Below are 26,995 nucleotides of genomic sequence, written 5' to 3' on the forward strand. Positions count from 1 at the left end.
AGCCGCCACAGGATCCCCATCTCCCGTAGCCGCGGAACCTCGTAATGAAAGCCAGAGACATGCACAACTCGGATGTTGAAAACACCGACCCGGCAGGCGCCTTTCAGGGTGCGACGAGCGTCTCCGGCGCCGGCCCCGGCGGCCGGCCGCCCGCCTTCGACGGTCTGGCCGCGGCCGTGCTCGACGATCGGGGCACGGTGGTGGGGTGGACCAGCACAGCACAGGACCTGACCGGGTTCTGCGCCGACGAGGTCCACGGCCGCCCCGTGCAGGAGCTCGTGGCCGACCTCCCGCACGACCCGCGCAGGGCCGCACAAGTGCCGGCGACCGGCCGGGTACGACTGCGTCACCAGTGCGGCGACGCGATCGACGTCACATTCCGGACCACACGGGTGAGCGGCTCGGCGGACTTCCTCGTGCTCGCAGCCCCCACTCCTCACGTCGCCGACCACCGGCACGGCGCAGCCCTCCTGCGCGCACTGTCCGCACAGAGCCGGATCACGATCGCCCTGCACGACACGGATCTCACCACCGTGCAGACGAACGCCATGCCGGACACTCCCGACGGCCGTCCCATACAGCCGGGCGCCCGGCTGGGCGACGTGCTGTGCGCCGAGGACGCGGAGAGCATCGAGGCGGTACTTCGGCAGGTGCTCGAGACCGGTGTCCCGGTGATGCACAGAAGCCAGCGAGTGAGCTGGCGACACCATCCGGCGCGGCGACACGCGCTGTCGCTGTCCGCCTTCCGCCTGGAGGACGCACTAGGACGCCCCGCGGGGGTCGCAGCCCTGTACATAGACGACACCGAACGACTGCGTGCCCGCCGCCACCTGGATCTTGCCCATGCGGTCGCCGAGCGGGTGGGGGGCTCCCTGGATGTCGTGCGGACCGCGCATGATCTCGCGGACGTCCTTGTACCCGCCTTCGGTGATCTCGCCGCAGTCGACCTTGCGGAAGCCGTCTTCGACGGTGACGAACCCGCCGAGCGGCTGGGCGGAGGAGATCTGCATCTGCGCAACGCGGCTCTGGCGCCGGCCACCGCGGTCTGGCCGCCCGGCATCCAGCGTGGCAACCTCGTCCCATCCCTGTGCGACCACCCCCTTCTGCGCCGCTTCCAGCACGGCGAGACGGTCGTCTACGGCCGGGACGACTTCATCACCCTGATCGGCGACCCGCAGCAGGCCGAGCAGCTCCTGCCGCACGACACCCACGCGGTGATGGTGGCACCGCTGCACGCCCGCGGCCTCACCCTCGGCGCGATCGTGGTCTGGCGCACGGGCCCGTCCGAACCGTTCACCGAGGACGAGGCGGAACTCATGAAGCAGATCGCCTCACGCGGAGCACTGGGCATCGACAACGCCCGCCGCTACACGCGCGAGCACAGAGCCGCCATGGCCCTGCAGCGAAGGCTCCTTCCCCCGGCCACGACCGACACTCCGGCAGCCGAGACCGCCGGCGTCTACCTGCCCACAGGCCGTGGCGCGGGCACCAGCGGCGACTGGTACGACGCCATACCCCTGCCCTCTCTCCGGCTGGCCCTCGTCGCCGGAGACGTGATCGGCCACGGCATACCCGCCAGTGCCACCATGGGCCGTCTGCGCGCCGCCATCCAGACCCTCGCCGACCTCGAACCGGAGCCGGACGAGTTGCTCACGCGTCTCGCTGACCTGGTCCAGCGTCTCGCGGCGGAAGCACCCTCTGGCGACCATGACGTCATGGGCGCCACCTGTCTGTACGCGGTCTACGACCCGGTCACCCGACGCTGCGCCATGGCCAGTGCCGGGCACCCGTCGCCGGTGCTCGTGCGGCCCGACGGGAGTGCCGAAGCCGTCGGCATACTCCCGGGGCCGCCCCTCGCCGTCTGCGGCATGCCGTACGAGACAACCACGATCGACGTCGAGCCGGGCAGCGTCCTCGTGCTCTACACCGACGGCCTGGTCCAGCAAGCCACACACGACGTGTGCGACGGGCTTCAGCGGCTGACCCGTGCTCTCGCCACCTCCTGCCACCCGGACCGCGCGCTGGAGGAGACCGGCAGGACCCTCATTGACAATCTGGTGGACGAAGCACCACGTGACGACGCGACCCTGCTGCTGGCGCGCACCCGCGCGGTACCGGTCGAGGACACCGCCCGCTGGCGGATACCGGCCGATCCGGCTGCTGTCTCGGACGCCCGGGGATGGGCGATCCGCCAACTCACCGCGTGGGGGTTGGACGACCTCGTCCTCCCCACCGAGCTCATCGTCAGTGAACTGGTCACCAACGCGATCCGCTACGGTCGTCCGCCGGCGGAGCTGCGACTGATTCGGCACCAGGTTCTGGTCTGCGAGGTCACCGACTCCAACACCGCCCAACCCCGTCTGCGCCGCGCTCGCACCACCGACGAGGGTGGACGCGGACTGTTCCTCGTTGCCCAACTCGCCGAGCGCTGGGGCTGCCGCCACGGCCAGAACCACAAGACCATCTGGTCCGAACAGCCCATCGCGCGCGCCCACTGATCACGCCCTGTGGCCATCTCACTCCGTTGCAGCCGCGTAGGCGGCTCCGGCATGTCTGTCACGCGGCCGCCCGGGCGCGGGAGGCGAGTTGGGATGCAGGAAGGCGCGGCACGGGCCCATGCGTGGGCGCGGCTTGCCCATGTCGTACGACGCCATCCCCGACCAGGCCGTGTGCAACGGCAGTACCGCGATCACCTGGGTCAGGCCGTGCAACTCGTTCAGGCGACTCCGGCAGATGCCGCCGGAACTACTCCGGAGGCGGGACTGAGCAAAGTCTGCGGTCTCGGGAGATGCCGTGGGTGTGGGGAGACTTGGCGGGTGCTGTCCCGTGGCGGGGCCACACCCGCAGGCTTTCGTGTCTGCGCAGGGCTCGCCGACGACGGCAAGAACGGCGGAGGCGGTGAAGACGCGGTTGTGCAGGCCACCCGCATCACACTGCGTCTGCTGGCTCAGCGAATCGGATAGCTCACGAGCCGATCCACGACTTGAAGAACCGCCTGGCCCTGGAGTATGGCCCGAGCGATATGCCGCTCGAGAGGTCTTCAACCTGGTCAGGACGGTACCTGGCGTCCCCTCGTTATGGGGGCGTCCGTGATACGTGAGAGGGTCTGGGGCGTGAGTGAGACACCACCGAACACCCTGCAATACCGCTTTGACGGGCCAGAAGACGCTCCGGTCCTGATCTTGGGTCCCTCACTGGGTACCACATGGCACAGGTTGTAGAGACCGTCTTCGGGCGTCCACGTCAGTCCAGGGCGGGCGCGTAACGGCAGGTCAGGCACTGCGGTCCGGGGGAGTCGACGTAGTTGGTGACAGACGTGTGAGAGCGTCGGTGAGAGCTCGTTCGACGGCAAGCTCCTACAGGCGCGGCCGGCGGGGGCTTCCGGGCGGGTGTGCTGCAGCTCCGGCGTCGGCATTGCTGCCCCCGGGTCCTCCTCCCTGCGCCCTCGCGTCGAGTGCTCGGCAAATCCGGCCGGGGCCCTTGGCGACCAACAGTCATAGCCTTCGCCCGTGCGAAGTCGAACGCTCCGGGAGGCGTCTGAGGCGATGCCTGCCCCCGCCGAGGGGCGCACGGGCTTCTCGTCCGCAGGCTGTTCATGGTCGCGGAAGCTGCGACAGGACTATGTGCACCGGGCGGGGCGCACCGCCCGGGCCGGTGAGTCCGGCAGCGTGGTCACGCTCGTGCTGGCGGGCCAGCGCCGCGAGACGAGCCGCATGACGGCCGGGGCCGGCATCGAGCCGACCGTCACCAAGGTGCGCTCGGGCGAGGCGGAGCTGAGCCGGATCACCGACGCCAAGGCTCCCTCCGGGATCCTGCTCGACGGCGGGCCCGCCGTCCCCCGACCCAGGAACAGCAACGCTCCCTTCCGCGGCCTCGGCACCAGCAAGGGCACCTCCTGCGGCGCCGGCGGCAAGTCCCGAAAGGCCGGCGAGGCCCGCAAGCTCGCCGAGGCCCGCAAGGCCGCCCTCGTGTGTCGCAACGGCTGAGAGCCGTTGCCCTGGCGGCGAATCTCCTGGCCACGGGATCGGCGACCCTCGGCCAGGCCCGAAGCCGTCATGTGCGCCTCACCTACGAAGTCAACGCCTTTGGCCGCGAGAGGGATACCCGCCGAAACGGAGCAGAATGATGTTGCCGGCGCCCCGCACTGCGCCCGGCATGACAAGCTGTGCTTGCCCACCCCCGAACCCAGGAGGTCACCATGACCGCAGAGCCCGTATCTACGGAAGGTTCGGAGCCGACTGCCTCCGAGACGTCCCCTCTGGCGCCGGACAGCGACGGCAATTATGACCTCAAGCGCAAGTTCCGCGAAGCCTTGGCGCGTAAGCGCGGTGCGCAGGCGGACGCCGCCGATGTTGCCGCAAACCCCGATGCGTCGAAGGTGCGTTCGGCGCACGGCCCGGCTGCGAGCCAGCGGTCGTTCAGGCGCAAGAGCGGCGGCTGAGTCGATGAGTCCCGCGATCTAACCGCTTCACCGGCACTCGCGCTATCCACTCGCGCGTCCCGTCCAGTGGCCCGCGACGTGCGCATGCCCGTGTGCGCGTTGCGGGCGGGGCGTAGCCGGGGGACTCGCCAGGGGGAATGGCCCAGATGCGGTTGGCTCGGGTCGGTGGTGCCGCCGAACTGGAATTCCGGGATGAGGGCACTGCCTTGTCCGAGGGTACGCGGCCGGTGTTGGGCGCCTTGCGTGCCCCTGTACCGCTGTGAAAAACGACTGCGGCTGTCGTCAGTTCCTCGCCGTCCGGGCCTGAGGCTCGTAGGGCGGCCCACAGCACCGTCTCTTCCACGAAGGCATGGCTGAAAACCAGCTGCACCGCCTGCTTCAGAACGCGTTCCCGCTGGTGAAGGTCGTCGAGGGTCAGGTACTGATCCGTCAGCCGCCGTTTCCTCGTGCTCACGGCGTTGCCGCACCAGGATGCTGCTGTTTCCACCGAGCTGATCGACTGTCTGGTCCTTGATGGTCTTCGATATGGCCGCTCCCGTGCGTGCGCCGGAGACGGGCCGTGACGCTTGCCGGAGCCAGGCTGATCTCCACGCCCGCCCGCACCATCTTTTGGGGGAGCAGCCCTTACGCTGGGCGCGCCCCCAAAGCTTCCCGAAACGTTGCTCTCCGGCTGGGGCAAAATCTGTGCCCGCGAGCTGAGGTTTCAACGGGACAGGCAGACAGATTCTCTACCGTATTAAGTGGGGTGGGATTCTTCACCGTACACAGGCCGCTTCGGCGTGCTACTGTCGATCTCGGTTGCGTTGTGGTTCCCAAAACTTCAAGTGCCCTCCAGGCGGCGCCTGTGCCACTGGAAGCACTTTTGTTATCCGGTCTTTTTTCCCGGCGGGGTGATCATCGCGGCGACACGGGGTCCGTGCAGTGCGGATCCCGATGCACTGCCCCAAAGGAGAAGTGACATGGCTTCTGGTACTGTCAAGTGGTTCAACGCGGAAAAGGGCTTCGGCTTCATCGAGCAGGACGGTGGCGGCGCTGATGTGTTCGCCCACTACTCGAACATTGCCGCCCAGGGCTTCCGTGAGCTGATCGAGGGCCAGAAGGTGACCTTCGACATCGCGCAGGGCCAGAAGGGCCCGACGGCCGAGAACATCGTTCTCGCCTGACGCTGACTGTCGCGTACTTGCAGCTGGGGCCCGCGTCCTTCGGGGTGCGGGCCCCAGCTGCTCGCATTTTCCGCAGTGGTTGCACCTGCGGACGACAACCAGGAAACCCGTAGGCTCAGCGCATACGGGGCATCCTTCAGGGGTGCACGCATCCTTCATAGCTTCATAGCGGCGGACGCCCGAACATTGCGTCCGCTTCGCGCCACTCATTCCAGCGCCTGTGCCCGCACGGATTTTCCGTCGGTCAGATTCGCTGTCGCATTCCACCGGTCCATTCTTGCAATTCTCTGTGCTGCTGATCGCTGCGGGAATTCCTTGATATGTGCCGCATCGAGGAAGGTTCCGCATGAACCGCACACGCACGAACGACCGCTTCACCCGCACCCGTAACGGCAGTACCGACTCCGGCAGGGGCGGCAGCCGATTCGGCTCGTCGGCCAGGAGCCGCTCCGGCGGGCCGAGCCGTTCCGGTGGTCACGGCCGCCGGCCCGCCGCGGTCCAGGGGGAGTTCGCCCTCCCCAAGACGATCACTCCCGCGCTCCCCGCCGTGGAGGGCTTCGCCGATCTCGACATGCCCGGGGCACTGCTGGGCGCGCTCAGCTCGCAAGGCGTGACCGTACCCTTCCCGATCCAGGCCGCGACCCTGCCGAATTCCCTCGCCGGCCGGGACGTACTGGGCCGTGGCCGCACCGGCTCCGGCAAGACCCTCGCCTTCGGGCTGGCGCTGCTGGCCCGTACGGCCGGGCAGCGTGCCGAGGCGGGGCAGCCGCTGGCGCTGATCCTCGTACCCACGCGTGAGCTGGCGCAGCAGGTCACCGACGCGCTCGCCCCGTACGCCCGCTCCGTGAGGCTGCGGCTGGCCACGGTGGTGGGCGGAATGCCGATCGGTCGGCAGGCGAGCGCGCTGCGCGCCGGCGCCGAGATCGTCGTCGCCACACCCGGACGCCTCAAAGACCTCATCGACCGTGGCGACTGCCGGCTGAACCAGGTTTCCATCACCGTCCTCGACGAGGCCGACCAGATGGCCGACATGGGCTTCATGCCGCAGGTCACCGCCCTCCTCGACCAGGTCCGCCCCGAAGGCCAGCGCATGCTGTTCTCCGCCACTCTCGACCGCAACGTCGACCTGCTCGTGCGCCGCTACCTCAGCGACCCCGTCGTGCACTCCGTCGATCCCTCGGCCGGCGCGGTCACGACGATGGAGCACCACGTGCTCCACATTCACGGCGCCGACAAGCACACGGCAACCACCCAGATCGCCGCACGCGACGGCCGCGTGATCATGTTCCTCGACACCAAGCACGCCGTCGACGGCCTCACCGAACACCTCCTGAACAGCGGGGTACGGGCCGCCGCCCTGCACGGCGGGAAGTCGCAGCCACAGCGCACCCGCACGCTGGCACAGTTCAAGACCGGGCACGTCAACGTGCTGGTGGCGACCAACGTCGCGGCGCGCGGCATCCACGTCGACAACCTCGACCTCGTCGTCAACGTCGACCCGCCGACCGACCACAAGGACTACCTCCACCGCGGTGGCCGTACCGCCCGCGCCGGCGAGTCCGGCAGCGTCGTCACCCTGGTCACCCCCAACCAGCGCCGCGGCATGACCCGCCTCATGGCAGCGGCCGGCATCATTCCGCAGACCACCCAGGTCCGCGTCGGCGAAGAAGCCCTGCACCGCATCACCGGCGCCCAGGCCCCCTCCGGCATCCCGGTCGTCATCACCGCACCGGTGGTCGAACGCCCCAAGAAGCGCGGCGCCACCTCACGAGGTCGGCGCCGCCCCGTCTCGGCGGCCCGCCGCGCGCCCGTACGGCAGTCCACCCCCGGTGCAGCGGCATAGAACCTTCGTGTCAGGAAGCCCGCCCAACTTCGCAGGAGGCACCCTTTGACGCTGGACCAGACGCAGTTCCGCTCAACACGTACCAACGCCGTGCAGACGGCGGCCGATCCCGCGGACGCGGCCGGACCCCAGGTCTGGGAGGACATGACCGTGGAGGTGGCACTGTCCGTGATGGCCGCCGCCCGTACAGGTCAGCTGGTCGTCTGCGACGAGGACGGTATGTGCACCGGCCTGGTCACCCGGGACCGGCTCACGGCCGTTCGTGACGGTTCCGGATACACGGATCGGATCCGCCTGCGTGACATCGCCGACGTCATCGGGCCCTTCACCTCGCCGCTGGCCACGAGGGCCGAAGCCGAGCGTGCGATGCGCTGCCGCCGGCTCGGGGCCCCGCCCGTGGTCGACGGACACGGCAACGCTCTGGGCGTCCTCTCCCGCTGAACCGCCGTCACCCCTATCCGGGCCCGTCTTCTCTTCTCCCTGGAGGTATCGTGCGCTGTGTCATCGCTCGCTTCCCGTTCGACCTGACCAAGAGCGGCGTGGTGGAATCGATGAAGGGCGTCACACCTGAGCTGGTCACCGGTGAGTTCGTCATCATCGGACGACGCCACTACCCCGTCAAGCAGGTCGGCCAGGTCGTCACCCGCCAGGACCGGCGTGATTTCAGCACCGCCGAAGTCCTCAGGGCCATGACCCAACTCGGCTTCACCTGCCGCACCCGCCCTACCGCCGCATCTGCGCCCCTGGCCGACCCGTACGGGCCGGCTTCCGCAACGCTCGGCGCTCCCCCTGTCCGCCTGACGTACGGACAGGTGTGAGCCGAACCGAGCAGTGAGGCCCCACCGGCGTGGGCGAATTCCGGGGGGCGTAGCAACACTGCGGTGAGTTGATCAAGCGGCGAGCAGTTCAGACAGACGCTCGGCTGGGGTCTCCCAGTCGAGCGTTTTGCGTGGGCGGCTGTTGGGTTCGGTGGCGGCGGCGTCCAGGTCCTCGCGGGGCGGCGGGATAGGTCGGTGCCTTTGGGGAAGTACTGCCGCAGCAGGCCGTTGGTGTTCTCGTTCGAGCCGCGCGGCCAGGGGCTGGCCGGGGCGCAGAAGTAGACCGGGATGTTCGTGGTGATGGTGAAGGCGCGGTGGGAGGCCATGTCGATGCCCTGGTCCCAGGTCAGGGACCGCATCAGGTGAGGCGGGAGGGTCTGGACGGTCTCGGTGAGCGCGTTGCGGACAGCGGCGGCGCCGTGGTCGCGCGGGAGGTGCCGAGCGTCAGGTAGCGGGTGCTGGCGGGTGGACTGCGTTCGACCAGGGTGCGGATGGCGGAGCCGTTGTTCTTGCCGACGATCAGGTCGCCTTCCCAGTGGCCGGGGACAGCCCGGTCGGCGGCCTCGGCGGGCCGTTCGCTGATCATGGCCATGGGGTGCACGAACCGCGATCGGCGAGCCGCCGAGTGCCGGTGCGGGCGGCGTATCGCGTGTCCGGTCCGCAGGGCCCGGGTCAGCTCGCGCCTCAGTTCCCCGCGGCCTTGGACGTAAAGCGCCTGGTAGATCGTCTCGTGGACCACGTGCATCTCCGGCTGGTCGGGGAAGCGTGCCCGTAGAGCGTGGCAGATCTGCTCCGGGCTCCCCCGCCGGGTCACGTGGTCCTGGAGGAAGTCCCGCAGCCTGGGGTTCTGGCCGATCTTGCCGGGCTTGGGGCGCGGTTTGCGGGCGTCCGCGCGGCGCTGGGCGGCGTGCGGACGGTAGGACCAGCCGCCGTTGGGCATGAGCGTGCGGTTGTGGCGATCTCCCGGCTTACGCTGGAGGGACTGCGGCCAAGTTCCGCCGCGATGGCCCGGACGGACGCCGTCTCCCGGAGCCGGTCCGCGATGTGGATGCGGTCGGCCTCGGTGAGGTAGCGCGACGGGCCGACGGGTTCAGGGTTAGCCGGGGGTTCGGGCGCTTGCCAGGGCAGCCCGTCCACGATGGGCGGGGCTACCCTGTACCTCCCGGATGCCTGCCGGCCGTAGAGCCAACGCTTGCCGGTGCGCGGTTGATGCCGATGATCCGGCAGGCTTCCGTGTTCCCTATTCCAAGATCCACGAGCCGAAGGTGTTCCTCCCGCTCAGGGTCCGACCTCCTGAGCCCCTGAGGCCGTCGATCCTTCCGGATCTCGAAGTCCATCGCACCCCTTGGACTGGGGTGTTGCGACGACCACTAGAACGGAAGCGTGCCGGTGGGGCCTCTGTGGGCCGTGGGTCGGTGAGTCAATGGTCGGAGTAGCTGAAGTCGCCCACGGTCCAGGCACTGACGTCCTCGATCGCGACGCGGTACATCCCGCCTGTCTCCGGGATCCCCACCGTACCCTGCAGGATCCGGGCCACGTGGAAATGCAGATGCGTGGGCGGTCCGTCCTTCCTCGCGGGGTTGTCGAAGACGGCGGAGAACTCGCCCAGGTCGGCGGAGTCCGTCAGCACCTCAGACACCCTCTGCCTCCACATGGCTTCCGGAGCCAGCCGACCGGTGATGACAGCACCACTGGTGACCACGGTCAGGGACATCTGATTGCTCTGCCCGGACTCCACAAGGGCAGCTATCGCAACGAGCAGCTCATCAAGCTTCGGCATGGGGTCGGATTCTATGCACCGGCCCGCCCGGGCGGCTTGGACGATGGCGCAACCGGGCGAGACGGGCGCATACGGCTCCCCTGGTGCCGCACTACAGGCCGGGGGTGCGCATTGCGGCGGCTGCGGAGCCAGGGGCGTGCTTCGAGGCATTGGTCTGCTGCCGTTCGGCTGCCGCAGGTCTTCGATGAACGCCCACAGAGAGGTGAGATGGCAGCAGACGAGTCGCTAAGCCGTCTCGACGACGACTACCCCGCCTACACGATGGGCCGGGCCGCCGAGTTGCTCGGTACCACTCCCGGCTTTCTCCGCGCCATCGGCGCAGCGCGACTGATCACACCACTGCGCTCCGAGGGCGGACACCGCGTCCCCAGACACAACTTCCCGTCCTGTCCCGTTCTTCTGGGCATCATCGGCAACCATCCGATCATGCTAAGAGCCTGCCCGTGACAGCGTCCGTCGAGGTCGGTCTCGCCACCAACTGGGCCTGCGGTGGCCGCCACAGGAAAGTCACGCCGGGCGGGGGGCCGGTCGTGTGGATGCGTGCCATGTCGTTTCCTGGGTATTCGTGCGCCTTAACCGGGTTGCTCAGGACGAGGGTGGCGGTGTGGGCCCAGTGGTGCACGAAAACGAGGACCAGCCGCTGGCCCGCCGCCCGATACTGTCGGCCCTCGCCTTCGAGGGCAGCGAACCGATCACCGAGGCCCGCTGCGCGGCCCGCCGCTTCCTGACCGACGTACAGGCAGTACACGGCATCCCGGTCTCCGACCGCGCGATGGGCACCGTGCAGCTGGCCGTCAGCGAGCTGGTCACCAACGCCTACAAGTACGCGCCAGGCCCCTGCCTGCTGGACCTGGAGGTCAGCGAAGGCACCGTCCAGATCAGCGTCTGGGACACCGACCCGACACTGCCCGCGGCCTGCCCCGCAGACCCGGGCCGGGTCGGGCAGCACGGCTTGGAGATCGTCATGGCCGTGTGCCAGAGCTTCGAGGTGCGCCGCGAGCCGGTGGGCAAGCTAGTCAGGGCCGCCATCGTGCTGGCCGACGGCCCCGGCGGAGATCCGGCCGGCCGCCTGCTGTGACCGTCCCTGGGCGCCGGAACCTGCCGCAGGTGTCTACCGGCCCGCCAGGTAGCCGACGCCCTGCTCGGCTACCTCATGGAGAGTCCGCCGCCGGGCCGGTGGCCGATCCCGCCAGCCAACGCCCTCCAGGTCGTCGGCCGCCCGCTGAGCAGTCTCCTCCAACGACCGCCGCCGCGGCCCCCTGCTGCGGCGAGCCTCCCGCCGTCGTTCATGGATGCAGGCCAGCCAGCCTCCGCGCGCACCGGAACCCTGTGGATCGGTAAGGAGCGAGACGCCATCAGGATCGCCCGGGCGAGGAAGAAGTCCGCCCGGGTACCGCAGGCCCCGGATTGGAAGGTGGTCCCCGGTCACGCATCCGCGATCCCCGCAGCCCCGCCCTCCCAGGCGGACCCTGCGGACAAAGAGGGCCGGCGCAGTTCGCCGGTAGATGGTGTTGCAAGCTCGGGGCCCGGGTGCCGACACGGCACTCGGGCCCCCGACGCGTCCCCCGGAAGAAGAGGTCTATGCCCCCTGGCAGTTCCCGCGCCGTCACCCCTCTCGATGACGACGACTACCCCGCCTACACCATGGGCCGGGCCGCCGAGATGCTCGGCACCACCCCCGCCTTCCTCCGCGCCCTCGGCGAACACCGCCTGATCACCCCCTTGCGCTCCGAAGGCGGCCACCGCCGCTACTCCCGCTACCAGCTGCGCATCGCCGCCCGCGCCCGCGAACTCGTCGACCAGGGCACCCCCATCGAGGCCGCCTGCCGCATCGTCATCCTCGAAGACCAGCTCGAAGAAGCGCAGCGCATCAACGAACAACTGCGCACCCAAGGCGGCCAGCCGCAGTCGAAGACCTCAGCCTGACCGGACGCCGGCACGAAGACACGGACGACGCTCCCGGCGCGCCACCGACTGGACCCCACCATCGGCTCCTGAAACACTCGCCCCTGACTACCACAGGGCAAGGACCCCGGCGATCATCACGCTGGGGTCCTTCTCTGTCCAAGACGGTTCCCCCAGTCCCGGGCCGGAGCCCTGCCAGCGTGCCGGTTGCCGATCGGCGGCCTGCCAGGCCCAGTGAGGCACATGCTTGCCGTGTCGACGTCCGTGCCGACCCGCGCGCCTGGCACGATGGTTCTCATGCAGCCGCTGCCGGCTCCCTGCCCCGCCGACCTCATTCCCGACGCGACGGGCATGGCGGCCTTCGAAGCGGCGTACCGGCAGGCCAAGGAGCAGGGCGCCGTCTTCGTCGCCATCGAGTCTCTGGGAGCACTGGACGGTGAAGGCCGACATGATCACCGCCCCGCAGCGCGCCGTCGCCGACTCGGTGTACGACGCCATCCGCGCCGCGGTCATCCAGATGATCCGCGCCGGCGAGATCCGCTCGGACTCCTCCGCGGGGCCGGTCTACTTCGTACTGCACAACGTGGCAGCCGAGAGCCGGGCCCGCGAACTCGCAGCCGCTCTGCACGCCGCCCTGTACGGAAACCGGGCGCCGCTCGCCCGCAGGATGCCTACCGCATCGTGACCAGCCGCCTTCAGGACTTCAAGATCATCTCGTGGCGGCTTTTGAGCTCACCTTGGCTGGACCCCGCCTCGACCCCTCCCTGTTCGGCCGCCGGCGTCATCGGATCGTCCCCGGACACCCGTTGTGGTGCCCCGATCCTGTCGGGAGGAGGTAATGGATCACCTGTCCCGCTCTCCGGGTAACGTCAGGGTATGAGTCATCCGCACCCCGAGCTGAAAGCCGCCCCTCCCCTGCCTGAAGGAGGGCTGCGGGTCATCGCCCTGGGCGGCCTGGGCGAGATCGGCCGCAACATGACCGTCTTCGAACACGGGGGCAAGCTGCTCATCGTCGACTGCGGCGTGCTGTTCCCCGAGGAGACCCAGCCCGGCGTGGACGTGATCCTGCCGGACTTCACCTCGATCCGGGACCGGCTGGACGACATCGTGGCCGTGGTACTCACCCACGGCCACGAGGACCACATCGGCGGCGTGCCTTACCTGCTGCGCGAGCGGTCCGACATTCCGGTCGTCGGCTCCAAGCTGACGCTGGCGTTCCTGGAGGCCAAGCTCAAGGAACACGGCATCCGGCCGCGCACGGTGCGGGTGCGGGAGGGCGACCGGCGTGGCTTCGGGCCCTTCGACTGCGAGTTCGTGGCGGTCAACCACTCCATCCCCGACAGCCTCGCGGTCGCGATCCGCACCCGGGCCGGGATGGTGCTGCACACCGGCGACTTCAAGATGGACCAGTTCCCTCTCGACGACCGCATCACCGATCTGCGCGCCTTCGCCCGCCTCGGCGAGGAGGGCGTGGACCTGTTCCTCACCGACTCCACCAACGCCGAAGTACCCGGCTTCACCACCTCCGAGCGAGAGCTGAACCCGGCGATCGAGCAGGTGATGCGCACCGCGCCGCGCCGGGTCATCGTCTCCAGCTTCGCCAGCCACGTGCACCGCATCCAGCAGGTCCTGGACGCCGCCCACCAGCACGGCCGCAAGGTCGCCTTCGTCGGCCGGTCGATGGTCCGCAACATGGGCATCGCCCGTGACCTGGGCTATTTGAAGGTCCCCTCCGGTCTGGTCGTGAGCACGAAGGAGCTGGAGAAGCTCCCGGACCACAAGATCACGCTGGTGTGCACCGGCTCCCAGGGCGAACCGATGGCCGCGCTGTCACGGATGGCCAACCGCGACCACATGATCCGCATCGGCAAGGGCGACACCGTCCTGCTCGCCAGCTCCCTCATCCCCGGCAACGAGAACGCCATCTACCGGGTGATCAACGGACTCACCCGGTGGGGCGCCCACGTCGTCCACAAGGGCAACGCCAAGGTGCACGTCTCCGGGCATGCCAGCGCCGGCGAACTCGTCTACTGCTACAACATCGTCAAGCCCCGCAACGTCATGCCCGTGCACGGCGAGTGGCGCCACCTGCGGGCCAATGCCGACCTCGCCATCCGTACCGGTGTCGATCCCGAACGGGTCGTCATCGCCGAAGACGGCGTCGTCGTCGACCTGATCGACGGACGCGCATCCATCACCGGCAAGGTCGCCGCCGGCAACGTCTACGTGGACGGCATGGAAGTCGGCGGCGCCACCGAAGCGTCCCTCAAGGACCGCCTCACCCTCGCCGCCGAAGGCGTGGTCACGGTGGTGGCGATCGTCGACGCGGACACCGGCGCCCTCGCCGAGGCCCCCGACTTCCTGGCCCGGGGCTTCGTCCACGACGACGCCACCTTCGAGCCGGTCATCCCCGTCATCGAGAAGACCCTGGCCACCGCAGCCGAGGAAGGCGTCGGGGACGCGCGCCAACTCGAACAACTCCTCGCCCGCGCCGTGGCGAACTGGGCGTTCCGCACCCACCGCCGCAAGCCCCTCATCATCCCCGTCATCATCGACGCCTGAGCCACACCCGGGCAGGCGTCGGGGGCGGACGCCGATGTGCACGAGGTGAAACCCGGCGACGAGTCGGTCCTGATGGCCAGCCTCATCACCGGCCCACCGGGTCGGCCCGGGCGGCCCGGTGGCGAGCGCTGCGCCGGGCATCCCGCAGCACCTCCAGCAGCTGACCTGCCGCCCGAGCAGCAACATGACGGCCACGGGCATCAGAAGCGCGGACAGCCCGGTGTACCGGCCAAAGGAGGAGAGAAAGCCCGTCAGACATGACGCCCATTTGACGCTCCGGCCGCCTCACAGGCCGCGCCCAAGGCAGGAAAACCCCATGTGACCTGCAGATTCTCCTCCCGTCCACACACCTTGTGACGTGTTTCCGATGACGCATCACGAGGAGTGCGTGGCGATTCTGGAGCCTGCGGACAAGGGCGCCTGACCTCGGGTTCGTGAGCCAGGCGCTTGTAACAATCAGGCGGCGACGAGCTCCTGCTGACGGTCCGGCGTCTTGACCTCGGGCTTCTTGTTCGGCAGCGAGAGCCGGAAGACCTTGCGCCACGCGGAGAACACCTGTTTGGGCAGCGGTCCGGTGACGTACTCCAGCTCGTACTTCTCGAACAGCGCGCGCACCTTCACCGCGACCTCGGCGTACCGGTTGCTCGGCAGGTCCGGGAACAGGTGGTGCTCGATCTGGTGCGACAGGTTGCCGGTCATGAAGTGCATGGCCCTGCTGCCGCTGATGTTCGCCGAGCCCATCATCTGGCGCAGGTACCACTGGCCGCGCGTCTCGTCCTTGATCGACCGGCGCTCGAAGACCTGTACGCCCTCCGGGAAGTGTCCGCACATGATCACCGAGTGGGACCAGATGTTGCGGACCAGGTTCGCGGTGAACGTGGCGGCGAGCGTGGTGAGGAAGGAGGGGCCCGACAGCAGCGGGTGGATCACGTAGTCCTTGAGTACCTGCTTGCGGATCTTGCGGCCCACGGCCTTGGCCCGCGCGCGGAACTCCGGGTTGTTGCGGCGGCGCTTGTGCAGGTTCTTGCCGAGCTCCAGGTCGTACGCTGCGATGCCGTACTCGAAGAAGCAGGCGTTGATGAAGTTCCACAGCGGCTGGCCGAGGTGGAACGGGTGCCACTTCTGGTCCTCGTCGACGCGCATGATGCCGTAGCCGAGGTCGTTGTCCTTGCCGATCACGTTGGTGTACGTGTGGTGCAGCTCGTTGTGGGAGTGCTTCCACTGGTCGGCCGGCGAGACGTGATCCCACTCCCAGGTCGTGGAGTGGATCTTCGGGTCCCGCATCCAGTCCCACTGGCCGTGCAGGATGTTGTGGCCGATCTCCATGTTGTCCATGATCTTCGCCACGGACAGCCCGGCGGTGCCGAGCAGCCACGCGGGCGGGAAGATGGAGAACAGCAGCACGCCCCTGCTGACCAGCTCGAGCTTGCGCTGCGCCGAGATGACCTTACGGATGTAGGCGGCGTCTTTCTCGCCGCGGCCGGCGATCACCTCGTCGCGGATCGCGTCCAGCTCGCGGCCGAGCTCCTCGATCTGCTCCGCGGTCAGGTGGGCGGTGGGGTCGATGGCGGTCAAGGTGCTCCTACCGTTCGATGTCGCAGGGGCCCGCCGCGGCGGACACGCAGGTCTGGATGAGGACGCCCGGCTCGGCCTCGGTGATCTCGCCGGTGCGCAGGTCGCGGACGGCGCCACCCCTGAGCGGCGTGACGCAGCCGAAGCAGATGCCCATGCGGCACCCGGAGGGCATGAGCACGCCGGCCTCCTCGCCGATGTCCAGCAACGGCGTGGCGCCGTCCGCGTCGACGGTCTTGCCGGTGGCGCTGAACGTGACCTCGCCGCCGTCGCCGGCGACGGCGATGCTGGGGCGGAAGCGTTCGGTGTGCAGGCGCTCTTGGACGCCGTGCTTGCTCCAGTGCTCTTCGGCGGCGTCGAGCAGGCCCGCGGGTCCGCAAGCCCAGGTCTCGCGCTCGGCCCAGTCGGGCACGAGTTCGTCGAGACGGGCGATGTCGAGCATGCCGTCTGTGGCGGTGTGCACCTCGGTGAGCCGCAGCTTCTTGTCCGCGACCAGGTCGTGCAGTTCGTTGCGGAAGATCACATCTTGCGGCCGTGGCGCGCAGTGGACCATGACGACGTCGTCGAACTCGGTGTCGCGCAGCATGCCCATCACGGGTGTGATGCCGCTGCCGGCCGTCAGGTAGAGCACCTTGACGGGCTTGGCCTGCGGCAGCACGAAGTCACCGGTCGCCTGGTCGAGTTGGATCAGCGTGCCCGGTTTCGCCCTGCGGACCAGGTGGTTGCTGACCTTGCCGTCCGGGATCGCCTTCACGGTGATCGTGACGCGGCCGTCCTGGCGGTTCGTCGGCGAGGTGAGGGAGTAGGCACGCCACAGGCGCACCCCGTCGACGTCGACCCCGATCCGCACGTACTGACCGGCTGTGTGGCCGCGCCAGCCCCGTCCCGGCCTGATCACGACAGTCGCGGCGTCATCCGTCTCGGGGTGCACCGCCTCGATGCGCCCACGCAGGTCAGCGCCCGCACGCAATGGGCTGACCAGGTCGAGGTAGTCCGACGGCAGCAGCGGCGTCGTGACCATTTCCAGCAGTTTCCACGCCCTGCTGCGGAGGGCCGCACTCGTCATTACTCCAGCTTGCTGCGCCTCAGGGCGTAAAGTCCTGACCGCAGGACGTGAATCTGGTGGGTGGAATTGTTCGCAGGGAACAAAGACGTGAGCCATGCAATCCGGAGGGCCAGCGAACTGGCCCTGGATGAGACGACGGTCACCGCACTGAGGGCCGCGTTGAAGACCACCGCCGACGAAGTCGTCCAGGCGATCATCGACGAAGTCCCCTCCTACGCCAACGCCCTGTCGGGCCATATGGGCGCCACCATCCGCCGAGCCGTCCGCACCGCTCTGGGGCACTACCTGGACCTCGCGAGCGGGAACGCCACGGGCGGCGACGCCGGTGACGCAGCCTACGAGCTGGGCCGCGGCGAGGTGCGCGACGGCCGTTCGATGGACGCCCTGCTCAGCGCCTACCGCGTCGGCGCCCGCGTGGCCTGGCGATGCCTGGCAGCGGGCGCCGTGTCCGCAGGTCTGCCCGCCGCCGAGGTCGCCAAGTTCGCCGAGCTGACCTTCGCCTACATCGACGAGCTCTCCGCCGCGAGCGCCGCGGGCCACGCCGACGAACTGGCCGCCCGGGGCAGGGCCCACGAGCGCCACCTGGAACACCTGGCCCGCGACCTCCTCGCCGGCGCGAGCCCGGACGTGCTGCTGGCCTCTGCTCAACGGGCCGGATGGCAGCCTCCGGTTACGCTGACGGCGGTCCTGCTGCCCGCCGCCCAGGCCCGGCCTGCCTACCGCGCGCTCGACCCGAGCACCCTCGTCCTCGACGATCTGCAGGACGCCACCGGTGTGCTGCTCGTCCCCGATGCCGACCGATCACATCTCTTGCGGCAGCTGACCGACCGCACCGCAGTGGTCGGCCCGGCCCGGCCATGGACCCGTGCGTCCGCCTCGTACGCACGAGCTCTACGCGCGCGCTCCCTCTCCTCTGATATCCGCGACACCGAGGACCACCTGCCCGAGCTGGTGCTGAGCGCCGACGTGGACGCGTTCGCGGACTTGCGTGCCCGAGCCCTCGCACCGTTGCGGACCTTGCCTGTCGCTACCGCGCGGCGGCTGGAGGAGACGTTGCGGGCGTGGTTGCTGCACCAGGGTAGGCGGGACGAGGTGGCGGCGGCGTTGTTCGTCCATCCCCAGACAGTCCGGTACCGGATGTCGCAGCTGCGGGAGCTGTTTCCGGATCTCGCATCGCCACACCGGGTCCTTGAACTGACGCTGGCGGTCGGTCTTCGGGCCAGTTGACGCGTACTTCGACCGTCCACGAACTCCCGGCGGATCCCGGCATCATGCTCGGTGTCTACCTGGACGTCCTTGCAGCCGGGACGGTTCGGGTGAGCGACGCGATCAAGGTGCAGCAGGTCGGCTGACAGGGAGCGTTCCACCACGAGTCGCCCACCTGCCGATCCGTCAGGCCCGCGTCTGGCACGACCAGCCACACCCGGTCGCGACTGAGCGGGAGTTGGCCGAGGAGGACGCCGGTCGCGTCGAGCAGGGTGTTGGCGAAGGCTGGAGCGACCGGGTTGGAAGGGCGGACTGTCGGCCGTGACGCCCGTTTTGACTCCCTGGGCACCCACATGCATGGCGATGGGCCAGGAAATGGGATCTCACCTCGGGTTTTCCGAAGACCGCTCAGGTCGACATCTTTCCGATCACCCACCAGGTCGGTGTGCCGCGATTGAACCGGTCGCGAAGAACTCCTGAACTGCGGTTGTGGGCGCACGATGTGCGGTGCGGGCGTTCAGTAGGTGGGACCGTAAGGGCTCCAGTGCCCGAGGAAGGGTTTCAGGTCGTCGGCTTGTGGCTTGGGAATGTCGGGCAGCCGGGGCGGTGTGTTCAATGGGTCGAGGCGCTCAACGGTGGCCGCTGCCCAGCTGATCCATTCCTCGGCTTCGGTTCTGGCCTGACCCGGAGGCATGGCCTCGACTCGCGTGCGTACGGTGCTCACGTATTGGGTCAGTCGGGTGGCGTGGCGCCATGCCGCTTCCTGAGCTTCGAGGTGCCTGACGCGGTACGCCTCCGCGTACCGGATGCGGGCTTGTTCCATGGCGGCTTCCCAGCGGATGCGCTTCTGGCGTGCCGCTTCGGCCTCGTCCTGGCGTCTGCGTTCGGCGGCGTCGCCGCGAAGTGTGACCTCCTGTGCGATCTCGGCAAGCTGCTCTTCGAGGGTGCGGCCGGGAGCGTCGGCCCATTCGCTCGCCCGGTGTGGCTGGCCGCCGCTGAGGATGATACGGAGGCGTTCGGACGGGGTGTAGTCGAAGCGGGGAATTCTGACCCAGGAGTGCTTTTCGGTCTCGGCGAGTTCCTTCTCGGTGGCGACGTGCTCGGCCCGGTCCTGTTCCTGGAGGACGAGAAACCCCACTGGCTGGCCCTGTACGGTGATGGTGAAGTGGGGGTTTGCCGTGCGGCGGCGATGAGACGGGGTGCGAAGCCGGTGTGCCCCGCCGAGCAGGTGTGTCCTTTGGCCTCGGCGGCGGTGATCAGTGCCTGGATGAGTCGGAGAGCGCGTCCTTGGACGGCCTTGGTCAGGCCGAGCGGCTGGCGTTCGTTCTGCATGGCCCGGATAACGGTGTGCGGCCGAGTGAGCCGCGAGGGCACGGGGACGGGGTCGAGGACGGCAAGGCGCCAGGCGGGGATGTCGACGAGCTTGATCTCGTACCCGTCACGGCACCGGTTTCCGTACAGCTCCTTCGTTTCCGGAATCCTTCCGGATCTGCGTGCCGCGGCGACGCGGGGCGGCCACTTCTCCAAGTCGGGGACCCCTGCCGCTCTTGACGATCCTGCCGCCGGCCTCCGCGAGCTCCTGTAATAGCTGCTCCGTGAGCGTCACACGAGGATGTGAGGGAGGGCTTGGCTTCCGCTCGGTGGCCGGATTTTCCTGCGCTCGGGTGGACTTAGGTCGTGGACCGGCGGCCTGGGTCTTCCGTGGGCGTGATCCGCGGGGAGGGTACGTGCCGTGTGCCAGGTAGTGCCGACCGGCGCTTGTCAGGGCGACGCTCCACTGCCCGCTCTTCCGGGAGACCGTCACCAGGCCACGGTTGTGGAGTGCCTGGCAGGTGGTCTTGTAGGAGCTGGTGTTCCATACGCCTGCAGGGCACCCGGCTCCCACCCACTGCAACACCGACAGCTGCCGCTCATTGACCCGCCGTTCCAATGGTCCGCCTTCGACTCGAAGTGACGCACGACGGCGGCATGGTGCCAGTTCCGGTGGTAGGCGACCGGTGCTTCGAGTCAATTCGCTCGAACGAGCGGGCTGACGTGGCTGGAAGCCGGTTGGGCCGAGAACCGTAGATGGGTGCCTGTCCTACGGCGGGGTCTGACTCCTGAGATCTCTGGCCGAGGTGTCCTGATCACACTGTGTCGACCGCCGGCCAGGGGACAGCGCACTGTTGGTCTCGGGCTGATGGACGTGTCTCGACAGGGGCTTGCCGGAAAGGCGTCATCACGATTCTGACCGTCCGCACGGCCCGCTGCTGGCTACGGGACAAGCCGTCGGGCCTGAAAGGGAACGAGCATGACCGACACGTCCTCCGCTTCGCGTCCTCGCCGGCGGGGGAGGTGGTCCTGGGAGTGGACACGGACCGGGATGCCCATGTGGCCGCTGTGCTCTCCCTGGTGGGGGAGGTGATCGGCACCAAGGAGTTCCCGGCCAGCGCGGCCGGCTACCGCAACCTGCTGGGGTGGACCAGGGCGTCGGGTATGGTCCGGCGGGCCGGAGTGGAAGGTACCGGTTCCTTCGGGGCGGCCCTGTCCCGCTACCTGCTGGCCCCGGGCGTGGACGTTTTCGATGTGCACCGGTTCGACCGGGCCGACCGCCGTCGGCGCGGCAAGTCGGACCCGCTCGATGCCGAGAACGCAGCCCGGGCGGTGCTGAGCGGGCGGGCGCGCGCTCAGGCCAAGGCGGGCGACGGGCCGGTGGAGATCGCCCGGATGTACAAGCTGGCCAAGGACTCGGCGGTCAAGGCCCGCACCCAGATGATCAACCAGCTCAAGGCCGTCCTCATCCGTGCCGATCCCCAGCTGAGGGAGGAACTGGCCGGGCTGGGCAACGCAGAGCTCTTCCGCACCTGCGCAGGGCTCGTCGACGACAGCCTGAACCTCGAGGCCGGCGAGGGATCGGTGCTCTATGCCACCCACGTGACCCTGGGATTCCTGGCCCGGCGCATCGGGCAGCTCAGCGAAGAGGTCCAGGAGCTGGAAGGCCGCCTGACCCGGCTGACGGAGCGCCACGCTCCGCAGCTGCTCGAGGTGGTGGGCATCGGTCCGGACACGGCCGTCACTTTGCTGATCACGGTGGGGGACAACCCGGAACGCCTGGGCAGTGAGGCGTCGTTCGCGGCGCTGTGCGGGGTCAGCCCGGTCGAGCGTTCCTCGGGCAGTCGGCAATACCGTCGCCTCAACCGCGGCGACCGGCAAGCGAACGCGGTCTGCACCGGATCGTGCAGACCCGCCTGCGCGTTGACCCGCGTACCCAGGACTACTACGAACGCCGCAGCAAGGAGGGCAAAACCCGGCGCGAGATAGTCCGAAGCCTCAAGCGCTACGTGGCCAGGGAGGTCTTCCACCTGGTCAGACCTGTGCAGTCGCAACCCCCGTCATAGGGGCAGTCGTGATACGTGAGAGGGTCTGAGGTGTGAGTGAGACACCGTCGAACACCCTGCAATACCGCTTTGACGGGCCGGAAGAGGCTCCCGTCCTGATCTTGGGTCCCTCACTGGGTACCACCTGGCACATGTGGGACCGGCAGGTTCCGGAGCTCGCCAAGCAGTGGCGCGTCTTCCGCTTCGACCTGCCCGGTCACGGCGGCGCACCCGCCCACCCGGCGGGTTCCGTCGCCGACCTCACCACCCGCCTGCTCGCCACCCTCGACGCGCTCGGTGTGCAGCGCTTCGGCTACGCGGGCTGCGCCCTCGGCGGCGCCGTGGGTATCGAACTGGCCCTGCGCCACCCCGAGCGGCTCGCCTCGCTCGTGCTGATCGCCGCCTCGCCCCGCTTCGGCACGGCGGACGAGTTCCGCCAGCGCGGTGTGATCGTGCGGACGAACGGACTGGACCCGATCGCCCGCACGTCCCCGGAGCGCTGGTTCACCGGAGGGTTCGCCGCAGCGCAGCCCGCGATCACCGAGTGGGCCGTGCAGATGGTCCGCACCACCGACCCCGGCTGCTACATCGCGTCCTGCGAGGCGCTCGCCGCCTTCGACGTACGGGCCGAACTCGGCCGTATCGGCGTGCCCACCCTCGTCCTCGTCGGCTCCGAGGACCAGGTCACCGGACCCGCCGAGGCGCGCACCCTGGTCGCCGGGATCCCGGACGCCCGGCTCGCGGTCGTACCCGGCGCCTCCCACCTGGTGCCCGTGGAACAGCCCGCGGCGGTCACCGACCTGCTCGTCCACCACTTCGCCACCGTGTGGCAGCCCGCCTTCGACGCGACCACCGGTCAGATGGCGGTGATCGCGACGCCCCCGGCGAAGCCGGTGCCGGTCGCGCCGCCGCCGGTGGCCCCCGTGGCCGAGATCGCCCCGGCCGCGGCCCCGCCCCAGCCCTCGGTCCCGCCCGATCCGTACGACACCGGGATCAAGATCCGCCGCGAGGTGCTCGGCGACGCGCACGTCGACCGGGCCCTGGCCTCCGCGGACGACTTCTCCGGCGACTTCCAGGAGTTCCTCACCCGCTACGCGTGGGGCGAGATCTGGAACCGGCCCGGCCTCGACCGGCGCACCCGCAGCTGTGTCACCCTCACCGCGCTGGTCGCGGGCGGCCACCTGGACGAGCTCGCCGCGCACACCCGGGCGGCCCTGCGCAACGGCCTGACCCCCGCCGAGATCGGGGAAGTGTTGCTCCAGGCCGCGGTCTACTGCGGCGTACCGGCCGCGAACAGTGCGTTCAAGGTGGCGCAGCAGGTCATCCGGGAGGAGACGACCCCGCAGGAGTGATCACCAGCCGGGTACCAGGAACACCATGCTTCGCAGACCCACGCCCTCGGGGGCGAGGGCAGGATGGACCCATGAAGCTCACGAAGAAGTCGCATGCCTGCATCCGGCTCGAGAAGGACGGGCGGACGCTCGTCATCGACCCCGGGACGTTCAGCGAGGAGGACGCCGCGGTCGGCGCGGACGCCATCCTGGTCACGCACGAGCACCTCGACCACTTCAACGAGGACCGGCTGCGGGCCGGTATGGAGGCCAGTCCGGGCGCCGAGATCTGGACCCTGAAGTCGGTCGCCGAGCAGATCTCGGCGGCCTTCCCGGGCCGCGTGCACACCGTCGGCCACGGCGACACCTTCACCGCCGCGGGCTTCGACGTCCAGGTGCACGGCGAACTGCACGCCGTGATCCACCCGGACATCCCGCGCATCACGAACGTCGGCTATCTGATCGACGGCGGCAAGGTCTTCCACCCCGGCGACGCCCTCACCGTCCCCGACCGCCCCGTCGAGACGCTGATGCTCCCGGTGATGGCGCCCTGGAACAAGATCGCCGAGGTGATCGAGTACGTCCGTGAGCTCAAGCCGCAGCGCGCGTACGACATCCACGACGCGCTCCTGACCGACCTGGCGCGCCCGATCTACGACAACCAGATCGGCGCCCTGGGCGGAGCCGAGCACCTGAGGCTGACGCCGGGCTCGTCGGCGGAGGTCTGAGGCGGGCGCAAGCCCCGGGAGACGGGGCGGGGGCCGGTTGTCGTACCCGCCGGGTAGGTTGTGAGGCATGCGCATCGCGACCTGGAACGTGAACTCGATCACCGCCCGCCTCCCGAGGCTCCTGGCCTGGCTGGAGAGCAGCGGCACGGACGTGCTCTGCCTCCAGGAAGCCAAGATCGCCGAGGAGCAGTTCCCGTACGACCAGCTGCGCGAGCTGGGCTACGAGGCCGCGGTCCACGCGGACGGCCGGTGGAACGGCGTCGCGGTGCTCTCCCGCGTCGGCCTGGAGGACGTGGTCAAGGGCCTGCCCGGCGACCCCGGCTACGACGGGGTGGAGGAGCCCCGCGCCATCTCCGCGACCTGCGGCCCGGTCCGCGTCTGGTCGGTGTACGTGCCGAACGGCCGCGAGGTGGACCACCCGCACTACGCGTACAAGCTGCAGTGGTTCGAGGCGCTGAAGGCGGCCGTCGCGGGCGACGCCGCGGGCAGCCGCCCGTTCGCGGTGCTGGGCGACTACAACGTGGCGCCGACGGACGACGACGTCTACGACATCGCGGCCTTCGAGGGCTCGACCCATGTCACCCCGGCCGAGCGCGCGGCCCTGGCCTCCCTGCGCGAGGCGGGCCTGGAGGACGTGGTGCCGCGCCCGCTGAAGTACGAGCACCCGTTCACGTACTGGGACTACCGCCAGCTGTGCTTCCCCAAGAACCGCGGTATGCGCATCGACCTGGTGTACGGCAACAAGCCGTTCGCGAAGGCGGTCAAGGACGCCTACGTGGACCGCGAGGAGCGCAAGGGCAAGGGCGCCTCGGACCACGCGCCGGTGGTGGTGGACCTGGAGCCGTAGCCGCCGGGGGCGTGACGGCGGCCTCTGCGCGCCTGTGGTGTCTCGGAGCGCGCCGGTGTCACGCTGGGCGTATGAACATCTCCTTCCTGGGCAACTGGCGCAAGAAACGCGGTCCCGCCTTGGGCGTCGCGGTGTTCTCCGACGGTGACGCCGACGCGGACGCTGTCACCGGACTCCTGTCCGAATGCGAGCTGCTGCGTTCCCACGCCGAGCAGGCGGGCGTCGAACTCGACGACTCCACCGCGTCGTTGGAGGCGCTTGACCAGCTCCTGCCGCGCTGGCGCGACGACGAGGAGGTCCTGCCCTGGCTCGGGAACGACGCGGGCCTCTACCTGGGCACGGTCATCGTGCGCACGGTCCCCGGCGCCGCGTGGGAGATCTGGCCGAACGGCCACCCCGTGGTCCGGCTGGCCTCCGGCCGCGAGATCGACGTGGTCACCGACGGCCACACCTGGGCCTCCACGGGCGCCCCCGAGCTGTCCCAGGTGTATGCCGAGGTGGCGGAGCTCTAGGACTGTTCCTTGCGGCCGGCCTGATCCGGAAGACGGGCCCTAACCGGAGACGTCGGCGGCCGCAGGGGCGCCCACCGTGGCCAGCAGCGTCCGTGGCGCGGGCTCGGCCTGGAGGCCCGGAAGGAGCAGCAGCCACAGGTCGGTCAGGCGGTCCTCGATCAGCAGGCGGTCGTCGAGGGCGTCGGAGAGCGTGTGCAGCCCGAAGAACGCGGCGACCAGGGTGGGGGCGTCGCGGCTGGGATCCGCCCCGGGCGCGAGGTCCCCGTCGGCGCGTGCCTGGGTGAGCATCCGCTCGACCGTGGCGATCCAGTCCACGAAGGGCGGAGGCATCTCGACGTCGATGGACTTCCGCTCGGCCCACAGCCGGGCGCCCGCGCGGACGAGGACGTCGTCGCGGAAGGCCCGCGCGACCGCGAAGCTGAGGCCGACGAGCTTCTCCAGGGCCGGTTCCGCGGCGGCCTCATGGCGCGCGACCATGGCCGGCCAGGTCGCGAAATGTGCCTTCACCACGGCAAGGGCGAGATGTTCCTTGTTGGTGTAGTGGAAGTAGATGGCTCCGCTGGTGCGGCCGGACCGTTCGCTGATGTCACTGATACTGGTCGCCACGTACCCACGTTCGAAGAACAGGTGAGCCGCGGCCAGTAATACGGCTTTGCGGGTTTCTTCCGCCCGATCCTGCACGCCGTTGCCCCCTGTCCGTCGATGGGTCGCGAGGAGGAATGTAGCCGTCCCGCCGGAAAGTCAGGAGAGTCGCGCATGCGAAAGCAGCAATAGTCTTATTAGCTTTTTTCATGGATTCCCGCTTCTGTTGTTCGTCCTTGAGCTGGTCCAGGACCGTCGAACGCGAGGCGGTGCACCGGATCTCGGTGGCCGAGGTGCTGCTGACGGACGTCCGCTCGTGCGGGCCGCTCACCTTCTGCGCCGCCGCCGCGTGGACACGCTCGCACCCCACGTTCCCCCGCGGTCGTGACGACCGGCACAGCCCCTGGATGCTCGTCGAGACCCTGCGCCAGCTCGGCATCTGCGTTCCGCTGCGCCACTTCGGCGTGCCGGCCACGGCGCGCTTCCTGATCGACGACGTCTCCTTCCGGCTCGATGCGACCGCGGAACCCACGGCACCGCACGGCGCCAGTGAGATCATCTGCCGGGTGTCGGTCGGTGACCTCCGTACCGGCCGCAGCGGGAATGGGGTGACCGCGCTGCGCATGCGGGCCGAATTCCTCGCCGGGGGCCGCACGTTCGCACACGCGGCGGGCGGGGCACGGATTCTCGGCTCCCGGCGGTACGCGGAGATCCGCTCCGAGTCCGCTACGGCGGCCCCGGCGCCGAGCGGGCGCCCCCGGCCGCAAGCGGCCGTCCTCGGGCTCGAGTCGAGGGCCGACGTCCTCATCTCCCGTCAGGAGGGCGACATCCTGGTGGACCCGGCCGATCCACGCCACCCCTACTATTTCGACCACGGCACCGACCATGTGCCCGGGATGGCCCTGCTGGAGTCGGCGAGACAGGCCATCGCCCTGCGCAGCGGAGGACTTCTGCTCCGCCCGGTCTCCGGCCGTATGACGGCCCTGAAGTTCACCGAACACGCACCGCCCGCGGTCATTCACTGCTTCCCGTACGGCCGTACCGGCTTCTTCTGCATTCGGCAGGGAGGCGAGCGTACGGCCGAGGGTGTGCTGCGTTATCGATGAGGCGTCACCCACACGTGGGTATTGCGGTGGCAAATCTTCACGACTGCTCCAAAAGAGCGTAGCGTTCATTATGTTTCTGGTTCCGGATGCGGTCAGGACCACCGCAGACCGCGATGTGTGACCCATGCATGCGTGAACCAGTCATCTCCGCCTGTGATGTCACGCTTTCCCGACGCT

At 69.2% G+C, this 26,995-nt stretch carries 23 protein-coding genes and 3 pseudogenes; 20 read left to right on the forward strand and 6 right to left on the reverse strand.

Features of this window, described 5'->3' with window-relative positions; translation table 11 throughout:
- The first annotated feature begins 59 nt into the window (after window positions 1-59).
- The 7 genes and pseudogenes from N8I84_RS31830 (at window position 60) to N8I84_RS31865 (ending at window position 8,265) form a co-directional block, all read left to right on the forward strand.
- Entirely contained in the window at window positions 60-2,498 is a 2,439-nt protein-coding gene (locus N8I84_RS31830; protein WP_263232853.1) for an ATP-binding SpoIIE family protein phosphatase, read from the forward strand.
- Between the two features lie 1,116 nt (window positions 2,499-3,614).
- A pseudogene (locus tag N8I84_RS31840) lies at window positions 3,615-3,986 on the forward strand (DEAD/DEAH box helicase); the annotation flags it as partial.
- Between the two features lie 212 nt (window positions 3,987-4,198).
- Window positions 4,199-4,441 carry a DUF5302 domain-containing protein gene (locus N8I84_RS31845; protein ID WP_263232854.1) on the forward strand — a complete coding sequence of 81 codons (243 nt, stop codon included), beginning with the start codon at window positions 4,199-4,201 and terminating at the stop codon, window positions 4,439-4,441.
- A gap of 959 nt (window positions 4,442-5,400) precedes the next feature.
- Window positions 5,401-5,604 carry a cold-shock protein gene (locus tag N8I84_RS31850; RefSeq protein WP_043505040.1) on the forward strand — a complete coding sequence of 68 codons (204 nt, stop codon included), beginning with the start codon at window positions 5,401-5,403 and terminating at the stop codon, window positions 5,602-5,604.
- A 346-nt stretch (window positions 5,605-5,950) separates the two neighbouring features.
- Window positions 5,951-7,447, forward strand: coding sequence for a DEAD/DEAH box helicase (locus N8I84_RS31855; RefSeq protein WP_263232855.1), 1,497 nt, complete (start codon window positions 5,951-5,953; stop codon window positions 7,445-7,447).
- A 45-nt stretch (window positions 7,448-7,492) separates the two neighbouring features.
- Entirely contained in the window at window positions 7,493-7,888 is a 396-nt protein-coding gene (locus tag N8I84_RS31860; RefSeq protein ID WP_263232856.1) for a CBS domain-containing protein, read from the forward strand.
- Window positions 7,889-7,938: 50 nt separating this feature from the next.
- Window positions 7,939-8,265 carry an SCO5918 family protein gene (locus tag N8I84_RS31865; RefSeq protein ID WP_263232857.1) on the forward strand — a complete coding sequence of 109 codons (327 nt, stop codon included), beginning with the start codon at window positions 7,939-7,941 and terminating at the stop codon, window positions 8,263-8,265.
- 72 nt (window positions 8,266-8,337) lie between these two features.
- Here the strand turns inward: N8I84_RS31865 and N8I84_RS31870 are convergent.
- Together N8I84_RS31870 and N8I84_RS31875 are read right to left on the reverse strand one after the other, a co-directional pair.
- Window positions 8,338-9,602: pseudogene (locus N8I84_RS31870) on the reverse strand (IS30 family transposase).
- A gap of 83 nt (window positions 9,603-9,685) precedes the next feature.
- Window positions 9,686-10,045: a hypothetical protein gene (locus N8I84_RS31875; RefSeq protein WP_263232858.1), complete on the reverse strand. Its 360-nt coding sequence runs from the start codon at window positions 10,043-10,045 to the stop codon at window positions 9,686-9,688.
- Window positions 10,046-10,252: 207 nt separating this feature from the next.
- On the opposite strand from N8I84_RS31875, the pseudogene N8I84_RS31880 reads away from it, so the two are divergent.
- The 5 genes and pseudogenes from N8I84_RS31880 to N8I84_RS31900 form a co-directional block, all read left to right on the forward strand.
- Window positions 10,253-10,408, forward strand: a pseudogene (locus N8I84_RS31880) (MerR family transcriptional regulator); the annotation flags it as partial.
- 253 nt (window positions 10,409-10,661) lie between these two features.
- Window positions 10,662-11,123: an ATP-binding protein gene (locus N8I84_RS31885; protein WP_263234946.1), complete on the forward strand. Its 462-nt coding sequence runs from the start codon at window positions 10,662-10,664 to the stop codon at window positions 11,121-11,123.
- A 503-nt stretch (window positions 11,124-11,626) separates the two neighbouring features.
- On the forward strand, window positions 11,627-11,971 hold the full coding sequence (locus tag N8I84_RS31890) for a helix-turn-helix domain-containing protein (RefSeq protein ID WP_263232859.1): 345 nt from the start codon (window positions 11,627-11,629) through the stop codon (window positions 11,969-11,971).
- Window positions 11,972-12,386: 415 nt separating this feature from the next.
- Complete coding sequence (locus N8I84_RS31895; protein ID WP_263232860.1) at window positions 12,387-12,635, forward strand: hypothetical protein; 249 nt, start codon at window positions 12,387-12,389, stop codon at window positions 12,633-12,635.
- A 191-nt stretch (window positions 12,636-12,826) separates the two neighbouring features.
- Window positions 12,827-14,512 carry a ribonuclease J gene (locus tag N8I84_RS31900; RefSeq protein WP_263232861.1) on the forward strand — a complete coding sequence of 562 codons (1,686 nt, stop codon included), beginning with the start codon at window positions 12,827-12,829 and terminating at the stop codon, window positions 14,510-14,512.
- A gap of 456 nt (window positions 14,513-14,968) precedes the next feature.
- On the opposite strand, the gene N8I84_RS31905 is transcribed toward N8I84_RS31900, so the two are convergent.
- On the reverse strand, window positions 14,969-16,087 hold the full coding sequence (locus tag N8I84_RS31905; RefSeq protein WP_263232862.1) for a fatty acid desaturase family protein: 1,119 nt from the start codon (window positions 16,085-16,087) through the stop codon (window positions 14,969-14,971).
- A 7-nt stretch (window positions 16,088-16,094) separates the two neighbouring features.
- The gene (locus N8I84_RS31910) at window positions 16,095-17,150 is read right to left on the reverse strand and encodes a ferredoxin reductase (RefSeq protein ID WP_263232863.1); all 1,056 of its coding nucleotides are present in this window, start codon (window positions 17,148-17,150) and stop codon (window positions 16,095-16,097) included.
- A gap of 87 nt (window positions 17,151-17,237) precedes the next feature.
- Between N8I84_RS31910 and N8I84_RS31915 the strand changes: the two genes are divergently transcribed.
- Together N8I84_RS31915 and N8I84_RS31920 are read left to right on the forward strand one after the other, a co-directional pair.
- Window positions 17,238-18,377 carry a PucR family transcriptional regulator gene (locus N8I84_RS31915; RefSeq protein WP_263232864.1) on the forward strand — a complete coding sequence of 380 codons (1,140 nt, stop codon included), beginning with the start codon at window positions 17,238-17,240 and terminating at the stop codon, window positions 18,375-18,377.
- The gene (locus tag N8I84_RS31920) at window positions 18,374-18,502 is read left to right on the forward strand and encodes a hypothetical protein (RefSeq protein WP_263232865.1); all 129 of its coding nucleotides are present in this window, start codon (window positions 18,374-18,376) and stop codon (window positions 18,500-18,502) included. The genes N8I84_RS31915 and N8I84_RS31920 overlap by 4 nt, the downstream gene beginning before the upstream one ends.
- Before the next feature lie 371 nt (window positions 18,503-18,873).
- On the opposite strand, the gene N8I84_RS31925 is transcribed toward N8I84_RS31920, so the two are convergent.
- Window positions 18,874-19,494 (reverse strand): hypothetical protein, encoded by a 621-nt coding sequence (locus N8I84_RS31925; protein ID WP_263232866.1) that lies wholly within the window; start codon window positions 19,492-19,494, stop codon window positions 18,874-18,876.
- A gap of 1,208 nt (window positions 19,495-20,702) precedes the next feature.
- Between N8I84_RS31925 and N8I84_RS31930 the strand changes: the two genes are divergently transcribed.
- The 5 genes from N8I84_RS31930 to N8I84_RS31950 all read left to right on the forward strand — a co-directional run bounded on the left by N8I84_RS31930 (window position 20,703) and on the right by N8I84_RS31950 (window position 25,130).
- The gene (locus N8I84_RS31930) at window positions 20,703-21,656 is read left to right on the forward strand and encodes an IS110 family transposase (RefSeq protein WP_263232867.1); all 954 of its coding nucleotides are present in this window, start codon (window positions 20,703-20,705) and stop codon (window positions 21,654-21,656) included.
- A 109-nt stretch (window positions 21,657-21,765) separates the two neighbouring features.
- Window positions 21,766-23,064: a bifunctional 3-oxoadipate enol-lactonase/4-carboxymuconolactone decarboxylase PcaDC gene (gene pcaDC / locus N8I84_RS31935; protein ID WP_263232868.1), complete on the forward strand. Its 1,299-nt coding sequence runs from the start codon at window positions 21,766-21,768 to the stop codon at window positions 23,062-23,064.
- A gap of 71 nt (window positions 23,065-23,135) precedes the next feature.
- Window positions 23,136-23,771: an MBL fold metallo-hydrolase gene (locus N8I84_RS31940; protein ID WP_263232869.1), complete on the forward strand. Its 636-nt coding sequence runs from the start codon at window positions 23,136-23,138 to the stop codon at window positions 23,769-23,771.
- A 67-nt stretch (window positions 23,772-23,838) separates the two neighbouring features.
- Window positions 23,839-24,618, forward strand: a complete 780-nt coding sequence (locus tag N8I84_RS31945; protein WP_263232870.1) for an exodeoxyribonuclease III — start codon at window positions 23,839-23,841, stop codon at window positions 24,616-24,618.
- 71 nt (window positions 24,619-24,689) lie between these two features.
- The gene (locus N8I84_RS31950) at window positions 24,690-25,130 is read left to right on the forward strand and encodes a DUF6278 family protein (RefSeq protein ID WP_200418057.1); all 441 of its coding nucleotides are present in this window, start codon (window positions 24,690-24,692) and stop codon (window positions 25,128-25,130) included.
- Window positions 25,131-25,169: 39 nt separating this feature from the next.
- Here the strand turns inward: N8I84_RS31950 and N8I84_RS31955 are convergent, their stop codons facing one another.
- Window positions 25,170-25,811, reverse strand: coding sequence for a ScbR family autoregulator-binding transcription factor (locus N8I84_RS31955; RefSeq protein ID WP_263232871.1), 642 nt, complete (start codon window positions 25,809-25,811; stop codon window positions 25,170-25,172).
- Between the two features lie 137 nt (window positions 25,812-25,948).
- On the opposite strand from N8I84_RS31955, the gene N8I84_RS31960 reads away from it, so the two are divergent.
- The gene (locus N8I84_RS31960; RefSeq protein ID WP_263232872.1) at window positions 25,949-26,818 is read left to right on the forward strand and encodes a ScbA/BarX family gamma-butyrolactone biosynthesis protein; all 870 of its coding nucleotides are present in this window, start codon (window positions 25,949-25,951) and stop codon (window positions 26,816-26,818) included.
- Window positions 26,819-26,995: the final 177 nt, after the last annotated feature.

This window comes from Streptomyces cynarae (assembly GCF_025642135.1).
GTDB lineage: Bacteria > Actinomycetota > Actinomycetes > Streptomycetales > Streptomycetaceae > Streptomyces > Streptomyces cynarae.